We start from the raw sequence: 21,397 nt of genomic DNA, 5'->3' as shown, positions 1-21,397 counted from the left end.
GGCAGAGTTAGCTTAAGGCACAACCGCAAACTCGCTGCTGAGGTGTGCAATGGCACTCGACACATGGCTGGCCTTTTTCCTCGCCAGTTGGATCATCTCCCTTTCCCCTGGCGCAGGCGCCATCGCCTCGATGTCCAGCGGCCTGCAATACGGTTTCCTGCGCGGTTACTGGAACGCCATCGGCCTGCAAATCGGCCTGGCGATGCAGATTGCCGTGGTCGCGGGCGGGCTGGGGGCTATTTTGGCGGCGTCGTCCACCGCGTTCTATGCGATCAAATGGTTTGGCGTGGCGTACCTGGTGTACCTGGCCGTCAAGCAGTGGCGTGCCTTGCCCATGGACATGACCGACGACGCGGCAGTGCGGCCGATTGGCAAGCCGATGGCGATGATGTTCCGGGGGTTTCTGGTCAACGCCAGTAACCCCAAGGCGCTGGTGTTCATGCTCGCGGTGTTGCCGCAGTTCGTGAACCCGCAGGCACCGCTGCTGACCCAGTACCTGATCCTCGGCGCGACGATGATCAGCGTCGATATGATCGTGATGGCGGGGTATACCGGCTTGGCGTCGAAGGTCTTGCGCCTGTTGCGCACGCCCAAGCAGCAAAAACGCATGAACCGCACGTTTGCCGGGTTGTTCGTGGGGGCGGCGGGGTTTCTGGCCAGCTTGCATCGCGCAACGGCGTAACTGACGAAACCGCAGCAAAAATGTGGGAGCTGGCTTGCCTGCGATAGCAGCACCTTGGTGTAACTGATACACCGAGGTGCTGCTATCGCAGGCAAGCCAGCTCCCACCTTTGATTTGTGTTGCTTGTGAAGTCGCGGCTCAGCGCAGAATCTTCGGCGCTTCATCCCTTGGCAGGTTATTGCGCAACACTGGCTGGCCTGGGTCTTGATACCCACCGCCCAACTGTTCCGCCAACTGCCTGGCCACATCCTCACCCAAGGCTTTCGACACTTCCTTCACCACACGCGGCCGGTTCAGGCTGACGTGCACGTCGCGGCTGTTCACCAGTTTGGTGTCCTGACCTTCACCCATCGCGGTAAACGCTGAGGTGATTTCGAAGGTGCGCGTGTTGATCAGGCTGAAATCCGCCACCAGCGTCAGGCCCAGCACCGCCGAGTAGCTGTTGGTGCGGTCCAGGGCGTTGATGTCCTGGGTGAAGTCGATGTCCGACAGGGTGCCGAACAGCACGTAGTCCGCGTCCTTGAAGTGGCCGGCCTTGATGCGCTTGATCACGTCATACACGTCACCCTTGGCATCGGCGGTGTAGGGCGTGCCCTGCACCAACTGGAACTGGCGCGACTTGAGGATCTCGCCCTTGATGTCGCCGCTGAATTTACGCAGCTCTGCCTGTTCGATGTAGCGGGTGCGGCTTTCGTACTCGCTGTAGTTCGCCGCGCCGCTGGCGTTGTATGCGCTGGCCTGGAAGTTGTTGCTGGCCGAGACCTGATGGATGTACTCCTCGACCTGCGCCTCGTAGGCCAGGTCGGTCACCGCGATCTTCGGTGCAGCCGATGCGCCAAAGGCGCACAGCAGGCCGATCATGCCGATCCATGCACGCATTGCTTAGCGCTCCGTGGTCTTGCGGATTTCTTTTTCGTCCATCCATTCGGCCACGCCGCTTTCGACGTCGATCAGTTGCAGGCTGAACTTGTAGAACACGTCCTTGTAGTCCGAGCTGCGCTTGACGATGGAACTGATCGAGCCTTCCAGGCGGTACTTGGCAGCGACCATGTTGCCGGTCTTGCTCACGCTGGATTTTTTGTACAGGCCGCTCTGGTTCTGCAGCTTGAGCTGGTCGACCTGGCTTTGCATGTCGGTGTTGTCGCTGGCGAAACGCGCGGTGCCGGTCTTCATCAACTGGGTCTTGATCGACGTGGTGATCTCGCGGGTGTCGATGTACTCGCTGGTCTTATTCTTCACGTCATACACCTGCACCACCGGGCGGCCCTGGAGGACGCCGGACTGGGCGAGGGAGCGGGTCATGCTTTCGGCGATCATCTGCAGGTCGGTGGAGCCGAACTCGTTGGTCACCAGTTCCACGGCCTTGGTGTCGCCGTAGCTGATGTTCTTGCCGCCGAGTATCGGCGAGGTGTTGGCGCAGCCGCTGGCCAATACGGCGATCACGGCGAGGAGCGAGAAGCGTGCAAACATGGGAAATCTCTCTAAAACCTGAAAAGGGGAGCGACTCAAGGGGTCTTCACTTCGAGGCGGAAGTCCGCCGCTTGAGGCAAGTTGGAAATGGCTGGCAGGAACGTGGCCTGGTTGGCGTACAGGGTCAGTACCTTCCAGGTTTCTTCGTCGCCCACCGGGAAGCCGTCGGCGCCCAGCCAGGCGAAGCGGTAATACATCATCCGGTTGCTGCTGGTGATGTTGCTCAACTGCACCTTGGCGGTGAGAAAACCATTCTCGCGCGCCACCCGAATGGCACCGACGGCGATGCCCTTGAACTTGCCCATCACCACGATTTTGCTGGCGGCGCTGCCGGGTGCCGGTGGCGGCGGGGTGGCGCAGCCGGCGAGCACGACCAGCGCCAAGGCGCCGAGGATGAAATGACGCATAGCGTGCTCCTTAAGGTTGTTTGAGGGCGATGGCCTGGGCGGAAGTACTCGGCACCACGTGGGCCGCCAGACCGCCGGCGAATACCTGGTTGCCGACCACGCGCAGGGTGATGACCTGATAGCGCTGATCGGCCTTGACCGTCACCCGCGTGCCGCCCAAGGCGTTGGGCAGGCTGACTTGATGCTCGCCGTGCTTGAGGCGCAGGCGCGTCACTTGGGTCATGTCCGGCAGGGTGCGCCAGGTGCGGGTGTCGGCGCCTTCGGCCACGGCCGAAGCAATGCCCAGCACCAGGCCGGCCATCGGGTTGGTCTTGTTCAGGTTGTTTTGCGCCACGCCCCGGCTGACTGCCCGCACGGTGGTGCGCAGGATGATCCCCGGCATGTCGTCACGCAGCGCGCGACGGGACATGGCGGTGGTGCTGTTGAGCACGGTGAGGTTCTGTTGCTGGCCGTCGACGCCGATCTGGGCGAAGGCCTGGGTGGACGTGTCGGCCTTGATCACCGGGAACGACAGCGGTGTGATCACCAGGTTGCCATTGATCGGGATTGGCAGCGGCAAGCGTATCGAGTCGCGGGCTGGCGCCAGGCCGCTCTGGACCACGATCAGCACGTCGGTTTCATCGGCGCCGACGTTGGACGCATCCAGGTTCAGCAGCGCTTGCTCGAGCAACGGCGTGTTGGGGCGCAACTCGGCGGCTTTGCGATAACCCGGCGCCGCCAGGTCTTTTTCGCCGAGGGCTTCGTAGACAAAACCGGCCAGGTAATGGCTGAACGCGCTCTGGTAGCTGTTTTTCAAGCCGACCACGTCCGGCGCGTCCAAGGCTTCCACCGGGTACCCGCGCAGGTCTTTGATCTGGGTGGTCACGCCCTGGCGTTCGGCCTCGTTTTCGCGCTTGAGGTATTCCTTGTCTCGCAGGTTGGCGATCACGGCTTCGCGCTCGTGGGTCTTCTTGATCTCGGTGCGCGCGCCGTCGAAGTCATTCAGGGCCAGCAGGTTCAGGGCCATCTGGGTGGTCAGCATGACTTTTTCGTAGTCGTAGCCTTCGTAGCGACGCACTTTGTCGTTGGCCAGGAAGCTGCCGAACTGGGAAAGGTACTTTTCGCTGTCGAACTTGACCGACTCTTCCCACTTGTAAACTTGCAGGTCAGCACTGCGCCAGGCGGTCTGGCTGCCGGTCAGGTCGCCCTTGGCCCGCAGCAGTTCACCTTTCTCGAAGAAATAGAGCAGGTCCTTGTCTTCGCCGGTGTTGTTCTTTTCCAGCAGGGTCAGCGCGGCCTCGACGTTGCCGGTTGCCAGTTGCTGGTTGGTAGCTTGCAGCTCGTCGTCGTAGCTGCGAAACATCGAACAGCCGGACAACGCAGTGACCGCAGCGAGCGCGAGCGGGGTTAAGGCGCGAAATGCCATGGCAGGCTTCTTCCCTGAATGTAATCGGCCGAGGTGCTGGTCGGCTCGAATCACCAATCGCGGGAGACAGCGTGCCTCCAACTAATTCCTCATAAAAATGAGGAGCAAAATTCCCTTTTGCGATAACAGGGCGCGGCATTATAGGCGGCGAGCATGGCAAAACAATGGCTTTTTGCTAGTTAGTCGCCATCATCCATGTTATTGCCGCTCCTTGGTCCGCACTGTTATTCCAAATACAAATCACTTACACCTTGAGTCAAACCTCTTAAAGCTCAACAATGTGTTACTTCGTATTTCTTTTTGAGATTCATTCATGACTGCCCCCTTCCGTTTTCTCGCCTGGCTGGTATTGCCGGCGTTGATGTCGTGCAGCTTCAACCTGTTGGCTGCACCTGCCGAGGGCGCCACGAAAGCCCTGCATTTGCTGGACTACATTGGCGCGGATTACCCGCCGACGGTAGCGGCGGGCAAGGTCATCGATGAGTCGGAATACCGTGAGCAGGTGGAATTTCTGGGGGTGTTGCAGGGCCTGGTGGCTGAGCTGCCTTCCAAGCCCGAGCGCGCCGATCTGGTCAAAGGGGTCGATGAATTGGTTGCCGCTGTGACCGCTCGTCAGGAAGGCGCCAGTGTGGCCCGCCAGTCCCGGCAGTTGGGCGCCAAGCTGGCGGCGGCATATGAAGTCAGCCAGGCCCCGGCGATTACGCCCGACCCGACACGCGGCGCACCGCTGTATGCGCAGCACTGCTCGGTCTGCCACGGCGCGGCCGGAGCCGGTGATGGCCCGGCGGGTGTGGGCATGACGCCGCCGCCGGCGAATCTGCAGAACGCTGAGCGCCTGGACCGCCTGAGTCTTTATGCGATCTACAACACGCTGGGCCTGGGCGTCGAAGGCACGGACATGCCGTCTTTCGCCGACCAACTGGACGACCGCCAGCGCTGGGACCTGGCCACCTATATCGCCAGCTTCACGGCCGACCCGGCTGCCGCGAAAAGCGCGCAGCCCTTCAACCTCGCCGACCTGGCCCGTCAGACCCCGAATGAAGTGCTGGCCGCCAGCGGCCCAGCCGCTGCCGCGACGTTCCGCGCCCAGCGTGCCCAGCCGCCGCAGGTCAAGCGCGGCCCGGCGCAGTTGCTCGACTACACCGCCGCCACCCTCGACAAGAGCCTTGCGGCGTTCCGCAACGGCGACCATGAGCAAGCCTATGACCTGTCGGTAGCGGCGTATCTGGAAGGGTTCGAGCTGGTAGAAAGCTCCCTGGACAACGTCAACGCCAACGTGCGCAAGGACACCGAGAAGGCCCTGATGGCCTATCGGCAGTCGTTGCAGGACGGTTTGCCGCTCGAACAGGTGCAGCAGCGCCTGGACGCAGCCAAGGGCAAGCTCAGCGAATCCGCCGGCTTGTTGGGCGGCGATGGTCTGAGCTGGTCGTTGAGCTTTATCTCAGGCTTGCTGATCCTGCTGCGCGAAGGTCTGGAGGCGATCCTGGTGCTGGCGGCGGTCCTCGCCTTCCTGCGTAACACCGGCCAGGAATCGGCGGTGCGCAGCGTCCACGTCGGCTGGGGCTTGGCCTTGGTGGCCGGCTTGGCCACCTGGGCGTTGGCCGCCTATGTGATCGATGTGAGTGGCGCCCAGCGCGAACTGCTCGAAGGCTGCACGGCATTGTTTGCCAGTGTGATGGTGCTGTGGCTCGGCGTGTGGATGCACGACCGGCGCCACGCAGCGGCCTGGCAGGACTACATCAAGAGCAGCCTGGTGGGCGGCGGTGGGCGTTTCGGCTTCGCGCTGCTGGCGTTCTTCTCGGTGTACCGCGAGCTGTTCGAAGTGATCCTGTTCTACGAAACCCTGTGGCTGCAAGCCGGCCCGGCCGGGCACAACGCCGTGCTGGCGGGTGGCGCGACGGCGCTGGTGCTGCTGGTGGGCCTGGCGTGGGTGATCCTGCGCGGTTCGGCGAAGCTGCCATTGGCGCTGTTCTTCGGGATCAACGCGGCGTTGCTGTGTGCGTTGTCGGTGGTGTTCGCCGGGCACGGCGTGAAGGCGTTGCAGGAAGCCGGCATCTTCGGCACGCGGCCGGTGGCATTCTTTGACTTCGATTGGCTGGGTATCCACGCCGATGCCTACTCGTTGAGTGCGCAGGTCGTGGCGATCCTGGCGATTGTGGTGATGTATGGCCGCAGTCGGATCGCCGACAAGCGCCGGCTGGCGGCATAAGCATGCGCGTGTGGATCGACGCCGACGCCTGCCCGCGGGCGGCCAAGGACCAGGTGGTGAAGTTCGCCCTCAAGCGTCAGTTCGAGGTGGTGCTGGTGGCCGGGCAGAGCCAGATCAAGCCGAGCTTTGCCTGCGTGAAGCTGATCGTGGTGCCCAGCGGCCCGGACGCAGCGGATGACTACCTGGTGGCGCACGCGGTGCCCGGTGAGTTGGTGATCTGCAGCGATGTACCCTTGGCCGACCGCCTGGTGAAGAACGGCGTGACGGCACTCGACCCGCGTGGCAAGGAGTTCAGCCCGCAGAACATGAGTGAGCGGTTGGCGGTACGCAACCTGTTCACCGATCTGCGCGAGCAAGGCCAGATGGGCGGTGGTCCACCGCCCCATGGGGAAAAGGACAAGCAAGCGTTTGCCAACTCACTCGACCGTCTCCTTACGCGCTTGATGCGGGCCGATTAGTCGTTCTCGTGGGTCAGCTCAAGCACCCGATCCACCAGCTTGTTGATGCCTGACGCGACTTCACTGATGTTCTTGCCAAGCATATAGGCCGGCGTGCTGACCAGCTTGCGCGCCGTGTCTTCGACGATATCCTCTACCGTGCATTCCTGATGGTGGGCGCCCATCTTGTCCAGGGCGGCGGCGGTGTCGGTATCGTTGCCGATGGTGCAGGTCACGCCCGGACCATAGATTTTTGCGGCCAGGGCTGGCGAGATGCAGATCAGCCCCAGCGGCTTGCCCGCTTCGACAAAGGCTTCGGCCAGCGCCAATACCTGCGGGTTGAGGCTGCAACCCGCGCCTTCGATGGCAAAGTTCGACAGGTTCTTCGCCGCGCCAAACCCGCCAGGCACGATCAACGCATCGAAATCCTCGGCGTTGGCTTCAGCGATGTCCTTAACCTCGCCCCGGGCAATGCGGGCGGACTCCACCAGCACATTGCGCGACTCGGGCATTTCTTCGCCCGTGAGGTGGTTGATCACATGCAACTGCGCAATGTCGGGGGCAAAGCATTGGACCTGAGCGCCGCGCTGATCCAGGCGCAGCAGGGTGATCACGCTTTCGTGGATTTCTGCGCCGTCGTACACGCCACAGCCGGAAAGGATCACTGCAATCTTTTTGCTCATGGGCATTTCTCCTGATTCATGGCGTTAAATGTCTACTAATTTGTCATCTGTTGCCAATGGGAACTCCCGCCGCAGCACCTAATCTTGAGGCAATAAAAACAGACCGGACTAGCTCATGGACTTCGTGCCTTACGCGGTGCCGTTTTTCATCGCCTTGATCGTGGTTGAACTGCTCGCCGACCGTTGGCGCGGGGCGCGCAACTACCGGGTGGCGGATGCCATCAACAGCCTCAGCACCGGCGTGCTGTCCACCACCACCGGGCTGCTGACCAAGGGCGTGGGGCTGCTGACCTACGCGTTCGCCCTCAAGCACCTGGCGCTGCTCGAGTTGTCGGCCCAGAGCGTCTGGACCTGGGTGTTTGCCTTTGTGTTCTACGACTTCTGCTACTACTGGCTGCATCGCTGCGGGCATGAGCGCAATATCCTGTGGGCCGCGCACTCGGTGCATCACCAGAGCGAGGACTACAACCTCACCACCGCCTTGCGCCAGACCAGCACCGGCTTTCTGCTGAGCTGGATCTTCTACCTGCCCCTGGCCGTGCTCGGCGTGCCGCTGCTGGTGTTTATCAGCGTAGCCTCGCTCAACCTGCTGTATCAATTCTGGGTCCACACCCGCCACGTGCCCAAGCTCGGCTGGTTCGAGTGGTTCTTCGTCACGCCGTCCAATCATCGGGCCCACCATGCACAGAACGCTCTCTACATGGATCGCAACTACGGCGGGGTGTTCATTATTTGGGACCGGCTGTTTGGCTCGTTTCAGGAAGAGGACGATAACGAGCCGGTGATCTTTGGCGTCACCACCCCCTTGGCCAGTTGGAACCCGCTGTGGGCCAACCTGCAGTTCTATGCGCAGTTGTGGAGTGATGCGCGGCGCACGCAAAGCCGCTGGGACAAGCTGCGTATTTGGTTCATGCGCACCGGTTGGCGGCCCGCCGATGTGAAGGCCAACTACCCGTTGGCCAAGCCGGATTTGAGCCAGTTCCGCAAATTCGAGGTGCCGCTGGATACGCGACAACAGGTGTACGTCGCCCTGCAATTTGCGGTGTATGTGGGGTTTGGCAGTTATCTGATGAACGTCGGGGAAGGGCTGCCCACGACGGCACTGGTGCTGGGCTGGAGTGCGATGGCGCTGGGCTTGTTTTGCGTGGGCGTCGCCCTGGAGAACCGCCCGTGGGCGTTGAGGGCGGAGCTGGTGCGCCTGGGGCTGAATGTGCCGATGGTATGGCTGGCGCCGCTGGTCGGGCTATGGCCGGCCAGCCACCTGGGCTGGCTGGGCCTTTTGAGCTACAGCTTGCTGAGCCTGATGGGCCTCTACTGTTGCAGAGGCCGGCTTACTCGGCTGGCGTCTTAGGCGGCTCGACCGGGCTGGTTTCGGCCGGGTGTGTAGCCGCCAGTCGGGCCTTTGCATCGGCACAGGCTTGACGGGCGATGCGCGCGTTCTTGAACCGCCGCCGCAGCCAGAGAGCCAGGCCCAGCAGTAACAAAGCACCCAGCACCCACAGCTCGTACTTCTTGATGCTGCCCAGCATGCCTTCCAGGACCGCGCCAAAATGGTACGCCGCCGCGGCGAGCGCCGCCGCCCACACCGCCGCGCCAATGCCGTTGAGCAATAGGTAGCGCAAGGGCGGATAGCCGGACAGGCCAATCGCCACGGGCATCACTGTGCGTAATCCGTAGACGAAGCGAAAGCTCAGCACCCAGATATCCGGGTGCTTGCGGATATGTTCCAGGGCCTTGTCGCCCATCAATTGCCAGCGCGGCTTGCGCGCCAACAGTTTGCGGCCGTGCTTGCGCCCCATGTAGTACCAAAGCTGGTCGCCGGCGTAGCTGCCGAAAAAGGCAACGACCACCACCAGGTTGATATCCATATATCCACGGAACGCCAGGAAGCCTGCGAGAACCAGTATGGTTTCGCCTTCGAAGAACGTGCCTAGGAAGAGGGCAAAGTAGCCGAAGTCATGCAGAAATTGTTGAAGCATGGTCTGGGTGCTGGCGAAATGAACGCGCAGCCTACGCCTTCGTGAACATTCATGAAAGTATCGAGATGTGTCACGAAGTGAACATTTCCTACATAAACGCCGAATGCGACTACAGGTCGCATGGATAAGCACAACTGTCATTCCTTCGTCATAATGGCCGCTTATAACTGCAACACTCGTCCGTAAATGCGGGCTCAGGAGTCTGTCGTGAGCTTTACCCCTGCCAATCGCCTGTTCCCCGCCACCCGTCTGCGCCGCAACCGTCGTGATGATTTTTCTCGCCGTCTGGTCCGTGAAAACGTACTGACCACGAACGATCTGATCCTGCCGGTCTTTGTGCTGGACGGGGAAAATCGTCGGGAAGCCGTGGCGTCGATGCCGGGTGTAGAGCGCTTGAGCATTGATCTGCTGCTTGAGGAGGCGGCGAACTGGGTGGAACTGGGGATTCCAGCGTTGGCGCTGTTCCCGGTGACGCCTGCGGAACTCAAGTCCCTCGATGCTGCCCAAGCCTGGAACCCGCAAGGGATCGCCCAACGCGCCACCCGCGCGTTGCGTGAGCGCTTCCCGGAGTTGGGGGTAATCACCGATGTGGCCCTGGACCCGTTCACCACCCACGGGCAGGACGGCATCCTGGATGAAGAAGGCTACGTGCAGAACGACATCACCGTCGACGCGCTGGTCAAACAAGCCCTATCTCATGCGGCAGCCGGGGCCCAGGTGGTCGCGCCGTCGGACATGATGGACGGCCGCATCCAGGCGATCCGCGAAGCCCTGGAGCTGGCCGGCCACGTCAATGTGCGAATCATGGCTTACTCGGCCAAATACGCCAGCGCCTACTACGGCCCGTTCCGCGATGCGGTGGGCTCTGCGCTGAATCTTGGCAAGGCCAACAAGGCCTCGTACCAGATGGACCCGGCCAACAGCCATGAAGCCCTGCACGAAGTGGCCGCCGACCTGGCCGAAGGTGCCGATATGGTGATGGTCAAGCCCGGGATGCCCTACCTGGACATCCTTTATCGGGTCAAAGAAGAATTCAAGGTGCCGACCTTTGTCTATCAGGTCAGCGGTGAATACGCCATGCACATGGCCGCGATCCAGAATGGTTGGTTGAGTGAAGGGGTGATCCTCGAATCCCTGACAGCCTTTAAACGTGCCGGCGCTGATGGCATTCTGACCTACTTCGCCGCCCGCGCTGCCCAATTGCTTAGAGAGCAACAATAGCCCTCACAGGAACACTCGATGAATACCGAAGGACTCTCAGAAGTTGCCGTAAAAGACGCCCACCCGGTGGTTGAACAAGTCGCCGAGACCCCGCCGGAGCTGGAGCCGCCTGTGGTGGTCGCGGAAGCGCCTGCTCCGGCGCCCGCGCCCGTCGTGGTGACCAACCTGGATGACAGCAGCCTGTACATCCACCGCGAGCTGTCACAGCTGCAATTCAACATCCGCGTGCTGGAGCAGGCGCTGGATGAGTCCTACCCGTTGCTGGAACGCCTGAAATTCCTGCTGATTTTCTCCAGCAACCTGGACGAGTTCTTCGAGATCCGCGTCGCCGGTCTCAAGAAACAAATCACCTTCGCCCGTGAACAAGCCGGTGCCGATGGTCTGCAACCGCATCAAGCCCTGGCACGCATCAGCGATCTGGTGCACGGTCATGTGGATCGCCAATACGCAATCCTCAACGACATCCTGCTGCCAGAACTGGAAAAACATCAGGTCCGCTTTATCCGTCGCCGCCACTGGACCACCAAGATCAAGACCTGGGTGCGTCGCTACTTTCGCGACGAAATCGCGCCGATCATCACGCCGATCGGTCTCGACCCGACTCACCCGTTCCCGTTGCTGGTCAACAAGAGCCTGAACTTCATCGTTGAGCTGGAGGGTATCGACGCCTTCGGTCGCGATTCCGGCCTGGCGATCATCCCGGCACCGCGTCTGCTGCCACGGATCATCAAGGTACCGGAAGAGGTGGGGGGCGCTGGCGATAACTATGTATTCCTGTCGTCGATGATCCACGCGCACGCCGATGACCTGTTCCAGGGCATGAAGGTCAAGGGCTGCTACCAGTTCCGCCTGACCCGTAACGCCGACCTGGCGCTGGACTCCGAAGACGTCGAAGACTTGGCCCGCGCCCTGCGCGGTGAGCTGTTCTCGCGGCGCTACGGCGATGCGGTACGCCTGGAAGTGGCCGACACCTGCCCGAAACACCTGTCGGACTACCTGCTCAAGCAATTCAACCTCGGCGAGAGTGAGTTGTATCAGGTCAACGGCCCGGTCAACCTGACGCGCCTGTTCAGCATCACCGGCCTGGACAGCCACCCGGAGCTGCAATACACGCCGTTCACGCCGCAGATCCCGAAACTGCTGCAAAACAGCGAGAACATCTTCAGCGTGGTGAGCAAGCAGGACATCCTGCTGCTGCACCCGTTCGAGTCCTTCACCCCGGTGGTCGACCTGCTGCGCCAGGCCGCCAAGGACCCGCATGTATTGGCGGTCCGCCAGACCCTGTACCGCAGCGGCGCCAACTCGGAAATTGTCGATGCGCTGGTGGACGCTGCGCGTAACGGCAAGGAAGTTACTGCGGTGATCGAGCTGCGTGCGCGGTTTGACGAAGAGTCCAACCTGCAACTGGCCAGCCGCCTGCAAGCGGCCGGCGCGGTGGTGATCTACGGCGTGGTCGGGTTCAAGACCCACGCCAAGATGATGCTGATCCTGCGCCGCGAAGCCGGTGAGATCGTGCGTTACGCGCACTTGGGCACCGGCAACTACCACGCCGGCAACGCCAAGCTCTACACCGACTACAGCCTGCTGACCTCCGACGACGCCCTGTGTGAAGACGTCGGCAAGTTGTTCAGCCAGTTGATCGGCATGGGTAAGACGTTGCGCATGAAGAAGCTGCTGCATGCGCCGTTCACCCTGAAGAAGGGCATGCTCGACATGATTGCCCGCGAGACCCAGTTCGCCCTCGACGGCAAGCCGGCGCACATCATTGCCAAGTTCAACTCGTTGACCGATCCGAAGATCATCCGCGCGCTGTACAAGGCCAGCCAGTCCGGCGTGCGCATCGATCTGGTGGTGCGCGGCATGTGCTGCCTGCGGCCGGGCATCGTCGGGGTCTCGCACAACATCCATGTGCGCTCGATCATCGGGCGCTTCCTGGAGCACACGCGGGTGTTCTACTTCCTCAACGGCGGCGAAGAGCAGATGTACCTCTCCAGCGCCGACTGGATGGAGCGCAACCTCGATAAGCGCGTAGAGACGTGCTTCCCGGTGGAAGGCAAGAAGCTGATCATGCGGGTCAAGAAAGAGCTGGAAAGTTATCTCACCGATAACACCCACAGCTGGAGCCTGCAGTCGGACGGCCGCTACGTGCGCAACACGCCGACCGGCAACCAGAACCCGCGCAGCGCCCAGGCGACGTTGCTGGAGAAACTGGGTAGCCCGATTCTCGCGGTGAATTAACCCAGGCTGGCTCAGGCCCAATGTGGGAGGGGGCTTGCCCCCGATGGCGGTGGTTCAGTCAAAGTACCAAGTGACTGACACACTGCCATCGGGGGCAAGCCCCCTCCCACATTTTTTTTCGGTGCTGTCTAGATCGAGTTAGTGCACGTTCAGGCTGAAGCCCACCCGCGTCAGCCATTCCGCTTCCTGGGCGAAGTCCGCCTGGGTCAACTGGTTTTCTTCCAGCCAGCCTTCCGGGAACACCACGTCGAGGCTGTCGCCGCTGGCACGCAGGGTCACCTGGGGCATTTCCTGGGTGCCACGGATGTGGTGGAACAGGATCGCAAAGCGCAGCAGCACGCACAGGCGGATCAGCTTGATGCCTTCGTCACCGAATTCGGCGAACTTGTCCTTGGGGATATTGCGGCGATGGCCGCGTACCAGCAGTGCGAGCATCTGCTGGTCTTCCCGGGAGAAACCGGCCAGGTCGGAGTGCTCGATCAGGTAGGCGCCGTGCTTGTGGTAATGGTAGTGGGCGATATCCAGGCCTACTTCATGCACCTTGGCCGCCCAGCCCAGCAGTTCGCGCCATACGCCGTCTTCCAGGTCCCAGTCCGCAGCCACCTGGTCGAAGGCATGCAGGGCTTTGCGCTCCACGCGGGCCGCTTGTTCCAGATCGACGTGATAGCGCTCCATCAACGAGCTGAGGGTGCGCTCACGCACGTCCTCGTGGTGATGACGGCCGAGCAGGTCGTAGAGCACCCCTTCGCGCAGGGCGCCGTCGCAGTGGTCCATGCGTTGCAGTTCGAGGGCGTCGAAGATCGCTTCGAGAATCGCCAGGCCCGCCGGGAAGATCGTGCGGCGGTCAGGCTTGATGCCATCGAAGTCGATTTTCTCGGCATCGCCCAGTTTGAACAGCTTGCGCTTGAGCCACGCCAGGCCTTCGGCGTTGACCTCGCCGGTGCCATGGCCGCCGGCTTTCAAGGCCAGGCCGATGGCGCGGATGGTGCCGGACGAGCCGATGGCTTCATCCCAGGTCAGGCGATGCAGGGCGTGCTCGATGCTCATGATCTCCAGCCGCGCCGCCGTATAGGCCTGTGCATAGCGCGCCGGGGTGATTTTGCCGTCCTTGAAATAACGCTGGGTATAACTGACGCAGCCCATCTGCAGGCTTTCGCGCAGCAGCGGCTCAAAGCGCTGGCCGATGATGAATTCGGTACTGCCGCCGCCGATGTCCGCCACCAGGCGCTTGCCAGGGGTGTCGGCCAGGGTGTGGGACACGCCGAGGTAGATCAGGCGCGCTTCTTCGCGTCCGGAGATGACTTCTACCGGGTGCCCGAGGATTTCCTCGGCGCGGCGGATGAATTCGCCGCGGTTACGGGCTTCACGCAACGCGTTGGTGCCGACGATTCGCACAGCGCCCAGGGGCATGCCGTTGATCAATTGGGCAAAACGCTTGAGGCAATCGAGCCCTCGCTGCATGGATTCTTCATTGAGCTGGCGCGCGTCGTCGATTCCGGCAGCCAGTTGGACTTTCTCGCCTAGCCGCTCAAGGATGCGGATTTCGCCGTTCTGGGCCTTGGCCACGACCATATGAAAGCTGTTGGAGCCCAGGTCGATGGCGGCGATCAGGGACAGATTCTTGGCTTGGGATTGCGGCATGGTTAGGGGTCTCGGTCGATAACCTCGCCATCGTGCCACGATCGACCGCTGGAGCCAACGCGTAGCGCTTCGCTAATTTTCCTATGACTGTCTGTGAGGAACTCTTGTGGGAAATGTAAGGTGGGTTTCTAAAATTGCCCTGAATGAGGTTTTAGTTTCGTAGGAATTTTTAACTAGTTGTCGTTGTAAAAATTTTTGTGATTTTCCCTACAGGGTTATTGTTTGAAATCCTTTGGTTTTTTTGTTTTGGACTACCTCGTATTCGGGCAAAGGCGACTCTTTGTTTTTACAGCTCCCACAGTAACTGATGTGTTATCTGATTCTTTAATGAGGGGCCAAAGCGACAGACTGTCACTCGGCAATATTGCCTGGGTGTTATTTATTTATAGTCGTGCAGGTCCAGAGAAATAAACCGTTCGGCGCTGGGCTTGCTAAGAAGAAAATAAAGAACGCCTGATAACTTTTAGTGACAGGTCAAATATGAAAAAAATTGTTGGATTGACTCTCGGTCTCGCTTGCCTGGCTGCGGCCATCAGCGCACAGGCATCTACCGTTGCCCAGTTGTCCGTCAGGGGCACGATTACACCCGCTGCTTGCAACCTCAGCCTGACCGGGAGTGGCACTATCGATTACGGCACCATCCGCTCCGGTGAACTGTCCCAGACCGCGTTCAACCCGCGAGAGGAGAAAACCACCTCCCTGTCCGTCAGTTGCGGCACTACCCCTGCCAAGTTCGGGCTGAAACTCACCGATCTGCAGGCCGGCAGCAAGGTGACGGGCATTCTCGGTGCGGGTTTCACTGAAGCACAGAACTATGGCTTGGGTCAGGTCTCGGGCCGGCGAACCGGTGGCTATTCGGTCACTCTCAGGGACCTTCGGTCGTCGAGCACCGCGCTGTTTCCAATCATGCGTGTCGGCACCGGTACCTGGCAGAACAGTGATGGCAAAGTTACTCAAGCCCCTACCCAGTATTCCTGGCGCAGTAGCACCACGGTTACACCGGCTTCAATTTCCCAACTGACTGGCACCATCGCTGTGAAGGCAGTGATCAACAAAGGCCAGGACCTGGACCTGAGCCGCGACATTACCCTTGATGGGCGCGCCACCCTTGAACTGAGTTACATCTAAACGACTCAACAGCAGCCGATCAAGAAACTGACTATTTCTTATCGGCTGTTTTCATGTGAGCGATCAGTTGCCATTTGCTCAACGTCATGGTCACGGGGAATACCGAGTGCGTAGTCTTTCAATAATAAATAGTGTGCTGTTATGGAGTGTAAGTGCATGTCTCTGTGTTGCCACTGTTGCAGTAGCGGACGGCATGCAGCCGGAAACCACAGTGGTGGTGCTTTATGAGGAAGATGGCGAGGCCACAATAAATATCAGGAATACCGATTCGGGTCCGGCGTTACTTCATTCGGTAGTGGAAAATGTGCCAGAGGACCCGGAACCGTTATTAATTGTCACGCCTCCCATCACCCGCGTGGAGGCGGGCGAAACCCAGCTCGTGCGCTTCATCAGTACCTTGAAGGAACCGCTGAAGACCCAGCGGTTGAAGCGCGTATCTTTCGAGGGGATTCCCCAAGCGCGTGCCGCAGGTGGTGCGACGATCGGTATCACCCTGCGACAGAATTTGCCGCTGATTCTGCACCCCAAAAGTCTGCCTCGGCATCAAGCACCCTGGGAGCTGCTCACCTGGAAGCGGACCGGGTCGCGTCTAACGGTTCACAACGACAGCGCCTACGTAGTGCGGTTGGCGCCCCAGGTGCAGCTACTTCCGCAGCAGGCCCTGGCGACGTTGCCGCGTACCTACATTTTGCCGGGGGAGGCGTTGACGGCGAAGGTTGACGGAACGTTGGACGGCTTGGCTGAAGTCGAGATCCAGCCCGCCACGGTCTACGGGTTTTCAGTGGACAGCTACCGCGCCCCGATCAGTGCCGATGGGGATTGAGCGGCTTATGACGAACCTGTCGAGTAACAAATCTGCGATTTTTATCCGGCCTCGCCGCCCCACGCTGCTCATCGGGTGTGCGACGCTGTGGAGCTTGCCCGGCCTGGCCCCGGCGCTGGAGTTGGGCGAGGGTTTCGACCTCGCGGCACTGACCACCCACGGCATTGACCCGAAGGTCTCCGACTACTTCCGCAGTGCGGCGCGTTTTCGCGAAGGCGTCCAGGTGGTGGGGCTGCGGGTCAACGGGAACCCGCTCGGGTCAGTCGATGCGCGGTTCGATGCCCAAGGGCAATTGTGTTTCACCCCGGGCTTGCTCGAGAAAGCCGGGTTGGTGCAGCCCCGCGCCGTTGTTCGCGAAGGTGCCTCACCGGACCAGGCCTGCCATGACTTCCTGGGGGCCTTTCCGACGACGATGGTCCGGCTCCGGCCCGGCATCGATGAGGTGGCGCTGGTGGTGCCGACCCAGGCATTGCATGAACCCCAGTGGGAGGCCGGGCACTTTGCCCAGGGCGGCGCAGCGGCGATGTTCAACTATGACGTGCTGGGTTTCGACAGCCGTTCGCGCAGTGGGCCCAGCCGGTTCGTGTCGGCCTACACCGAAGCGGGCTTCAACCTGGGCGACTGGATTGTGCGCAGCCGCCAGTTTTATGTGTCTGACAATGGTGAAGCCCGTACCGAACACCTGTATGCCTACGCCCAGCGGGATATCGCCGCGTTGCAATCGACTTTTCAGATGGGCCAGCTCTCCAGCAACAATCCGCTGTTTGGTGGTATCCAGTTGTCCGGCATCCAGTTTTCCCCCGATGGTCAGTCGCGGGCGCTGGCGGGCAGCAACAACGCAGTCGTCGAAGGTCTGGCCCAGAGTCAGTCGCGGATTGAAGTACGCCAGTCCGGCGTGCTGATCCATAGCACGCTGGTGCCCGAAGGCCCCTTCCGGCTGACGGGGTTGCCTTTGCTCAATGGCACCAGCGACCTCGACGTCAGCGTGATCGATGTACGCGGCGCCAAGCGCAGTTTCGTGGTGCCGGCGGCGTCATTCGCGGGAGCGGCCCCGGCGGCGCCCGGTTATTACGTTTCCCTCGGCAAGGTGCGCGAAAATATCGACGCACAGGTTCCGTCACCGGTGGTCGCCATGGGCAGTGGCACCTGGGGCCTGGGGCGTGAATCGTCGGCGGGGTTTGGCTTATTGAGTACCGAAGAGTACTGGTCGGCAGGCGGCACCCTGAGCAGCGTGTTTTTCCAGCGGGTTGCCGTTGGCGCTCGTCACAATGTGTCCCGAGACAGCCGTAACGCCGTGTCGGGTTCGCGTAGCAGCGTGTCCGCGAGCAGCCCGGTCTACGCCAATATAGACGTGAACTTCAGCGCTACCACCCAGACCCGAGGGTATCGCGAGGTACTTGAAGCGGGTCGCTCGTTCAAGGCCGGCGAACTGGATTCGCGATTCAAGAACCAGTACACAGCGGGCATGAGCTGGGTTGATCCGACCCTGGGCGTGTTCTCCCTGGGCTATTCGCGCAGTGCGCAATTTGACCGGCACACGGCCGAACATGTGTTTGCTTCGTGGAACAAGTCGTTCAGCCATCTCGATGTCGCGTTGATCGCCGATTCGCAGGTGGGCGGTACACGGCCTCGCCGTGATGCTGCCGTTGCCGGCGACCGGCGCGATAGCGCTGAGGACAATGATCTGTCGGTACGGCTGCAGATCAGTGTGCCGCTGGGCGGCGATCGTCGTGTGAACAGCTACGTCAGTCGGCGTGGCGACCAGTCCCGCGTCGGTACGGCGCTCAGTGAGCGGGTCAATGAGTATGTGAATTACGAAGTGGGCGTCGAACGCGACCTCAGCGCCCGCGAGCAGTCGGTTCGCGGCCATGTGGACTTGCTGCCACGCTACACCCGCGTTGGCCTGGGCGTCAGCCGAGATGCGCAGGGCACCGGTTATACGGGGCAGTTGCAAGGCGGCATCGTCGCGCACGAAAACGGCCTGACATTTTCGCCCTACACCGTGCAGGACACGTTTGGCATCGTCTCGGTGGGGGATATCGGTTCTGCAAAAGTCGAAACCCCGCAGGGGCCGGTGTGGACTGACTTCACCGGGCAGGCGGTGATTGCCGGCTTGCCCGCGTATGCCAATAGCCGCGTCGAAGTGCAGACGCAGTCGTTGCCCAAACGGGTTGACCTGAAGAACGGCACCCAGGTGCTCGCCGCCGGTCGCGGGTCCTTCAATACCGTCGCGTTCGATGTGGTGACAGCGCGCCGCGTGCTACTCACCGCCAGTGATCAGTACGGTCGGCCGTTGCCCCAGGGCGCTTCGGTGTTCGGCAAGGATGACCGCTTCCTGACCAGCGTGGCGGGCGAGGGCATGATTTTCCTGAATGACGTCAATGAGTCGCAAAGCCTGCGGGTTTCGTTGCCGGACTCTTCCACCTGCCGGCTAAGCCTTGACCCCGGAACCAAACCTGATCATGACAAGTTCTATGAGACCACGACGGCGGTGTGCCATGGCCGGTAAATGGAAAAGTGCATGTTTCACCCTGTTCTGCAGCCTGTTGATGGCCCAGGGCGTGCGCGCTGAAAACTGCCGGTTGTCCGTGAGTCAGCCGCGCATCGACTATGGGGTCATTCGCCGGGAGGCCTTTGTCGAAAGCACCACCTTAGCCCTTGGCACCCGCACGCTGCATCTGAACGTTGCGTGTGCGCAGCCTTCGGTGATGGCGTTGCGCTTCATCGGTGCGGCGGACGGGCAAGGTTTTCGGTTTGATCGCCAGGGGCGTATGCGTATGCATCTCAGGCATGCTCAGGTGGATGGGCGCGCCGTCGAGTGGGAAGTGGCGCATCCGCCCGGTGAAACCGTCAGCGGGCAGTTGTTACCGGGCCAGGTCCTGGTGGCACGCGCAGCAGGCCAAACAATGGTCGGCCAGCGCCTGACCGCCCAGGTCGATGTCGATATCGACCTGCCTTCCGATGCCCTGCAGGTACGCAATGAGACGCGGCTGGAGGGGCAGGGCACCTTTGAGCTGGTCAGCCCGGCTGTCCCACTGAGCCGATGAAGTTAGCCAGCTCGGGCGTTCTGGGATTGGCGAACAGTGCTTGGGGCGGGCCCACTTCATGCACCTTGCCCTGGTGCATGAACACCAGCTTGTCCCCGACTTCGCGGGCGAAACGCATTTCGTGCGTCACCATGATCAGGGTCATGCCGTCCTTGGCCAGTTGGCGCACCACGCTCAGTACTTCATTGACCAGTTCCGGGTCCAGCGCCGAGGTGATCTCGTCGCACAGCAGCACCTTGGGCGACATGGCCAGTGCGCGGGCTATCGCGACGCGTTGTTGCTGGCCGCCGGACAGGCGATCAGGGAAGGCATCGAACTTCTCCCCCAGGCCGACCCGCTCCAGCATCTGTCGCGCCAATTGGGCGGCCTTGGCCTTGGGCACTTTCTGCACCACCTGCGGCGCGAGCATGACGTTTTCGCCCACCGTCAGGTGCGGGAACAGGTTGAACTGTTGGAACACCATGCCGACTTTTTGTCGCAGGCTGCGCAGGTCGGCGCGGGCGGCGTCGAGGTATTCGCCGTCGACTTCGATCACACCGTCGTTGATCGACTCCAGGCCATTGAGGGTGCGCAGCAAGGTCGACTTACCCGAGCCGCTGCGGCCGATGATCGCGACGACCTGGCCTTCTTCAACGGTCAAGTCGATGCCCTTGAGCACGTGGTGATCGCCGTAATACTTATGCAGGGCGGAAATTCTAAGCAGAGGCATGCAGTCTCCTTTCCAGGTAGCGCGCACTGAGGGACAAGGGGTAACAGAGCAGGAAGTAACCGAGGGCCACCAAGCCGTAGACCATAAACGGCTCGAACGTGGCGTTGGCGAGCATGCCGCCGGTCTTGGTCAGTTCGGTGAAGCCGATGATCGAGGTCACGGCAGTGCCTTTGACCACTTGCACCGAGAACCCCACGGTAGGTGCTACGGCAATCCGCAGGGCCTGGGGCAGGATCACGTAGCGCAGCTGTTCAAGCGGATTCAGGGCCAGGCTGGCCGAGGCTTCCCACTGCCCGTGGGCGATGGAGTCGACGCAGCCGCGCCAGATCTCGGCGAGGTAGGCGCTGGTAAACAAGGTCAAGGCAATCGCCGCCGCCAGCCAGGGCGAGATATCCACCCCAAGCAGGGCGATGCCGAAAAACACCAGGAACAGTTGCATCAACAGCGGCGTGCCCTGGAACAGTTCGATATAGGTGCGGGCGACATTGCGCGTGAAGGCTTTGCGGCTGATGCGCATCGTCATCACCAGTAGGCCGATCAGGCCACCGCCTACAAACGCCACCAGCGACAGCAAGAGCGTCCATTGCAGGCCGATGAGCAGGTTGCGCACGATGTCCCAGAAGGAAAAATCACTCATCGGCTGTTCCTCATCACAAACCGGCGACCGATCCAGTTGAGCAACTGGCGAATCATCAGCGCCATGCACAGGTACACCAGGGTGGTCAGGGCATAGGTTTCAAAGGCGCGGAAGTTGCGCGACTGGATGAAGTTAGCGGCAAAACTCAGCTCTTCGGTGGCGATCTGCGAACACACCGCCGAGCCGAGCATCACAATGATGATCTGGCTGCTCAGGGCCGGCCACACCTTGCCCAGCGCCGGCAGCAGCACCACATGGCGGAACGCCTCGAAGCGCGTCATCGCCAACGCGGCGGCGGCCTCTAGCTGGCCACGGGGGATCGCCTGGATGCCAGCGCGGATGATTTCGGTGGAATAGGCGCCCAGGTTGATCACCATTGCCAATACCGCCGCTTGCCATTCGGTGATTTTCAGCCCCAGGGAAGGCAGGCCGAAGAAGATGAAAAACAACTGCACCAAAAATGGCGTGTTGCGGATCAACTCGACATACACCCCGAAGAACCAGGCGAACGGCTGGATTTTCCACGCCCGCACCACCGCGCCGACGGTGCCCAGGGCGACCCCCAGGATCGCACCGATCGCCGTCAGTTCAAGGGTGAACAGGGCGCCGCGCAACAGCAGGTCGGTATTGGCCAGCACCGGCACAAAGTCGAATTGATAGGCCATGAATCAGCTCCGTCGC

The 21,397-nt window shown here is 61.3% G+C and carries 20 protein-coding genes; 10 read left to right on the top strand and 10 right to left on the bottom strand.

Annotated features, from left to right (window positions below; genetic code table 11):
- The first annotated feature begins 49 nt into the window (after positions 1 to 49).
- Positions 50 to 682 carry a LysE family transporter gene (locus tag P3S72_RS29355; RefSeq protein WP_247406615.1) on the top strand — a complete coding sequence of 211 codons (633 nt, stop codon included), beginning with the start codon at positions 50 to 52 and terminating at the stop codon, positions 680 to 682.
- Positions 683 to 820: 138 nt separating this feature from the next.
- Here the strand turns inward: P3S72_RS29355 and P3S72_RS29350 are convergent, their stop codons facing one another.
- The 4 genes from P3S72_RS29350 to P3S72_RS29335 are packed head-to-tail and all read right to left on the bottom strand — an operon-like array spanning position 821 to position 3,964.
- Positions 821 to 1,561, bottom strand: coding sequence for a penicillin-binding protein activator LpoB (locus P3S72_RS29350; protein ID WP_276195394.1), 741 nt, complete (start codon positions 1,559 to 1,561; stop codon positions 821 to 823).
- A 3-nt stretch (positions 1,562 to 1,564) separates the two neighbouring features.
- Positions 1,565 to 2,152, bottom strand: a complete 588-nt coding sequence (gene lpoB / locus P3S72_RS29345; protein ID WP_276195393.1) for a penicillin-binding protein activator LpoB — start codon at positions 2,150 to 2,152, stop codon at positions 1,565 to 1,567.
- A gap of 35 nt (positions 2,153 to 2,187) precedes the next feature.
- The gene (locus P3S72_RS29340) at positions 2,188 to 2,559 is read right to left on the bottom strand and encodes a YcfL family protein (RefSeq protein WP_276195392.1); all 372 of its coding nucleotides are present in this window, start codon (positions 2,557 to 2,559) and stop codon (positions 2,188 to 2,190) included.
- Positions 2,560 to 2,569: 10 nt separating this feature from the next.
- Positions 2,570 to 3,964, bottom strand: coding sequence for a hypothetical protein (locus tag P3S72_RS29335; RefSeq protein WP_276195391.1), 1,395 nt, complete (start codon positions 3,962 to 3,964; stop codon positions 2,570 to 2,572).
- A 313-nt stretch (positions 3,965 to 4,277) separates the two neighbouring features.
- Between P3S72_RS29335 and P3S72_RS29330 the strand changes: the two genes are divergently transcribed.
- Together P3S72_RS29330 and P3S72_RS29325 are read left to right on the top strand one after the other, a co-directional pair.
- Positions 4,278 to 6,173: an FTR1 family protein gene (locus tag P3S72_RS29330; RefSeq protein ID WP_276195390.1), complete on the top strand. Its 1,896-nt coding sequence runs from the start codon at positions 4,278 to 4,280 to the stop codon at positions 6,171 to 6,173.
- A gap of 2 nt (positions 6,174 to 6,175) precedes the next feature.
- Entirely contained in the window at positions 6,176 to 6,631 is a 456-nt protein-coding gene (locus P3S72_RS29325; protein ID WP_276195389.1) for a YaiI/YqxD family protein, read from the top strand.
- Here P3S72_RS29325 and elbB read toward each other — a convergent pair.
- The gene (gene elbB, locus P3S72_RS29320) at positions 6,628 to 7,293 is read right to left on the bottom strand and encodes an isoprenoid biosynthesis glyoxalase ElbB (RefSeq protein WP_247398864.1); all 666 of its coding nucleotides are present in this window, start codon (positions 7,291 to 7,293) and stop codon (positions 6,628 to 6,630) included. The genes P3S72_RS29325 and elbB overlap by 4 nt on opposite strands.
- A 115-nt stretch (positions 7,294 to 7,408) precedes the next feature.
- Between elbB and P3S72_RS29315 the strand changes: the two genes are divergently transcribed.
- The gene (locus P3S72_RS29315) at positions 7,409 to 8,644 is read left to right on the top strand and encodes a sterol desaturase family protein (RefSeq protein WP_276195388.1); all 1,236 of its coding nucleotides are present in this window, start codon (positions 7,409 to 7,411) and stop codon (positions 8,642 to 8,644) included.
- Here P3S72_RS29315 and P3S72_RS29310 read toward each other — a convergent pair.
- Entirely contained in the window at positions 8,625 to 9,272 is a 648-nt protein-coding gene (locus P3S72_RS29310; RefSeq protein WP_247398870.1) for a DedA family protein, read from the bottom strand. The two genes, P3S72_RS29315 and P3S72_RS29310, sit on opposite strands and share 20 nt — an antisense overlap.
- Before the next feature lie 207 nt (positions 9,273 to 9,479).
- Between P3S72_RS29310 and hemB the strand changes: the two genes are divergently transcribed.
- Positions 9,480 to 10,493: a porphobilinogen synthase gene (hemB, locus tag P3S72_RS29305; RefSeq protein ID WP_276195387.1), complete on the top strand. Its 1,014-nt coding sequence runs from the start codon at positions 9,480 to 9,482 to the stop codon at positions 10,491 to 10,493.
- Between the two features lie 18 nt (positions 10,494 to 10,511).
- Positions 10,512 to 12,731 (top strand): polyphosphate kinase 1, encoded by a 2,220-nt coding sequence (ppk1, locus tag P3S72_RS29300; RefSeq protein ID WP_247398886.1) that lies wholly within the window; start codon positions 10,512 to 10,514, stop codon positions 12,729 to 12,731.
- A gap of 138 nt (positions 12,732 to 12,869) precedes the next feature.
- Here the strand turns inward: ppk1 and ppx are convergent, their stop codons facing one another.
- Complete coding sequence (ppx, locus tag P3S72_RS29295; RefSeq protein ID WP_247398889.1) at positions 12,870 to 14,372, bottom strand: exopolyphosphatase; 1,503 nt, start codon at positions 14,370 to 14,372, stop codon at positions 12,870 to 12,872.
- Between the two features lie 480 nt (positions 14,373 to 14,852).
- Here ppx and P3S72_RS29290 point away from each other — a divergent pair, with 480 nt between their 5' ends.
- The 4 genes from P3S72_RS29290 (at position 14,853) to P3S72_RS29275 (ending at position 19,370) form a co-directional block, all read left to right on the top strand.
- Positions 14,853 to 15,500: a DUF1120 domain-containing protein gene (locus P3S72_RS29290; protein WP_276195386.1), complete on the top strand. Its 648-nt coding sequence runs from the start codon at positions 14,853 to 14,855 to the stop codon at positions 15,498 to 15,500.
- Between the two features lie 133 nt (positions 15,501 to 15,633).
- Positions 15,634 to 16,323 carry a fimbria/pilus chaperone family protein gene (locus P3S72_RS29285; protein ID WP_276198011.1) on the top strand — a complete coding sequence of 230 codons (690 nt, stop codon included), beginning with the start codon at positions 15,634 to 15,636 and terminating at the stop codon, positions 16,321 to 16,323.
- 7 nt (positions 16,324 to 16,330) lie between these two features.
- Positions 16,331 to 18,832, top strand: a complete 2,502-nt coding sequence (locus P3S72_RS29280; RefSeq protein WP_276195385.1) for a fimbria/pilus outer membrane usher protein — start codon at positions 16,331 to 16,333, stop codon at positions 18,830 to 18,832.
- Complete coding sequence (locus P3S72_RS29275) at positions 18,822 to 19,370, top strand: hypothetical protein (protein ID WP_276195384.1); 549 nt, start codon at positions 18,822 to 18,824, stop codon at positions 19,368 to 19,370. The genes P3S72_RS29280 and P3S72_RS29275 overlap by 11 nt, the downstream gene beginning before the upstream one ends.
- Here the strand turns inward: P3S72_RS29275 and P3S72_RS29270 are convergent.
- Genes P3S72_RS29270 through P3S72_RS29260 form a run of 3 tightly spaced genes read right to left on the bottom strand, consistent with a single transcriptional unit; the run spans position 19,342 to position 21,381 of the window.
- Entirely contained in the window at positions 19,342 to 20,079 is a 738-nt protein-coding gene (locus tag P3S72_RS29270) for an amino acid ABC transporter ATP-binding protein (RefSeq protein ID WP_017845136.1), read from the bottom strand. The genes P3S72_RS29275 and P3S72_RS29270 overlap by 29 nt on opposite strands.
- Positions 20,066 to 20,716, bottom strand: coding sequence for an amino acid ABC transporter permease (locus tag P3S72_RS29265; RefSeq protein WP_247398900.1), 651 nt, complete (start codon positions 20,714 to 20,716; stop codon positions 20,066 to 20,068). Before P3S72_RS29265 ends, P3S72_RS29270 begins: the two co-directional genes overlap by 14 nt.
- Entirely contained in the window at positions 20,713 to 21,381 is a 669-nt protein-coding gene (locus P3S72_RS29260) for an amino acid ABC transporter permease (protein ID WP_017736949.1), read from the bottom strand. Before P3S72_RS29260 ends, P3S72_RS29265 begins: the two co-directional genes overlap by 4 nt.
- Between the last annotated feature and the right edge of the window lie 16 nt (positions 21,382 to 21,397).

It is taken from the genome of Pseudomonas sp. D3 (assembly GCF_029320995.1).
In the GTDB taxonomy this organism is placed as follows: domain Bacteria; phylum Pseudomonadota; class Gammaproteobacteria; order Pseudomonadales; family Pseudomonadaceae; genus Aquipseudomonas; species Aquipseudomonas paraveronii.
This window is presented reverse-complemented; position numbering and strand designations above follow the sequence as displayed.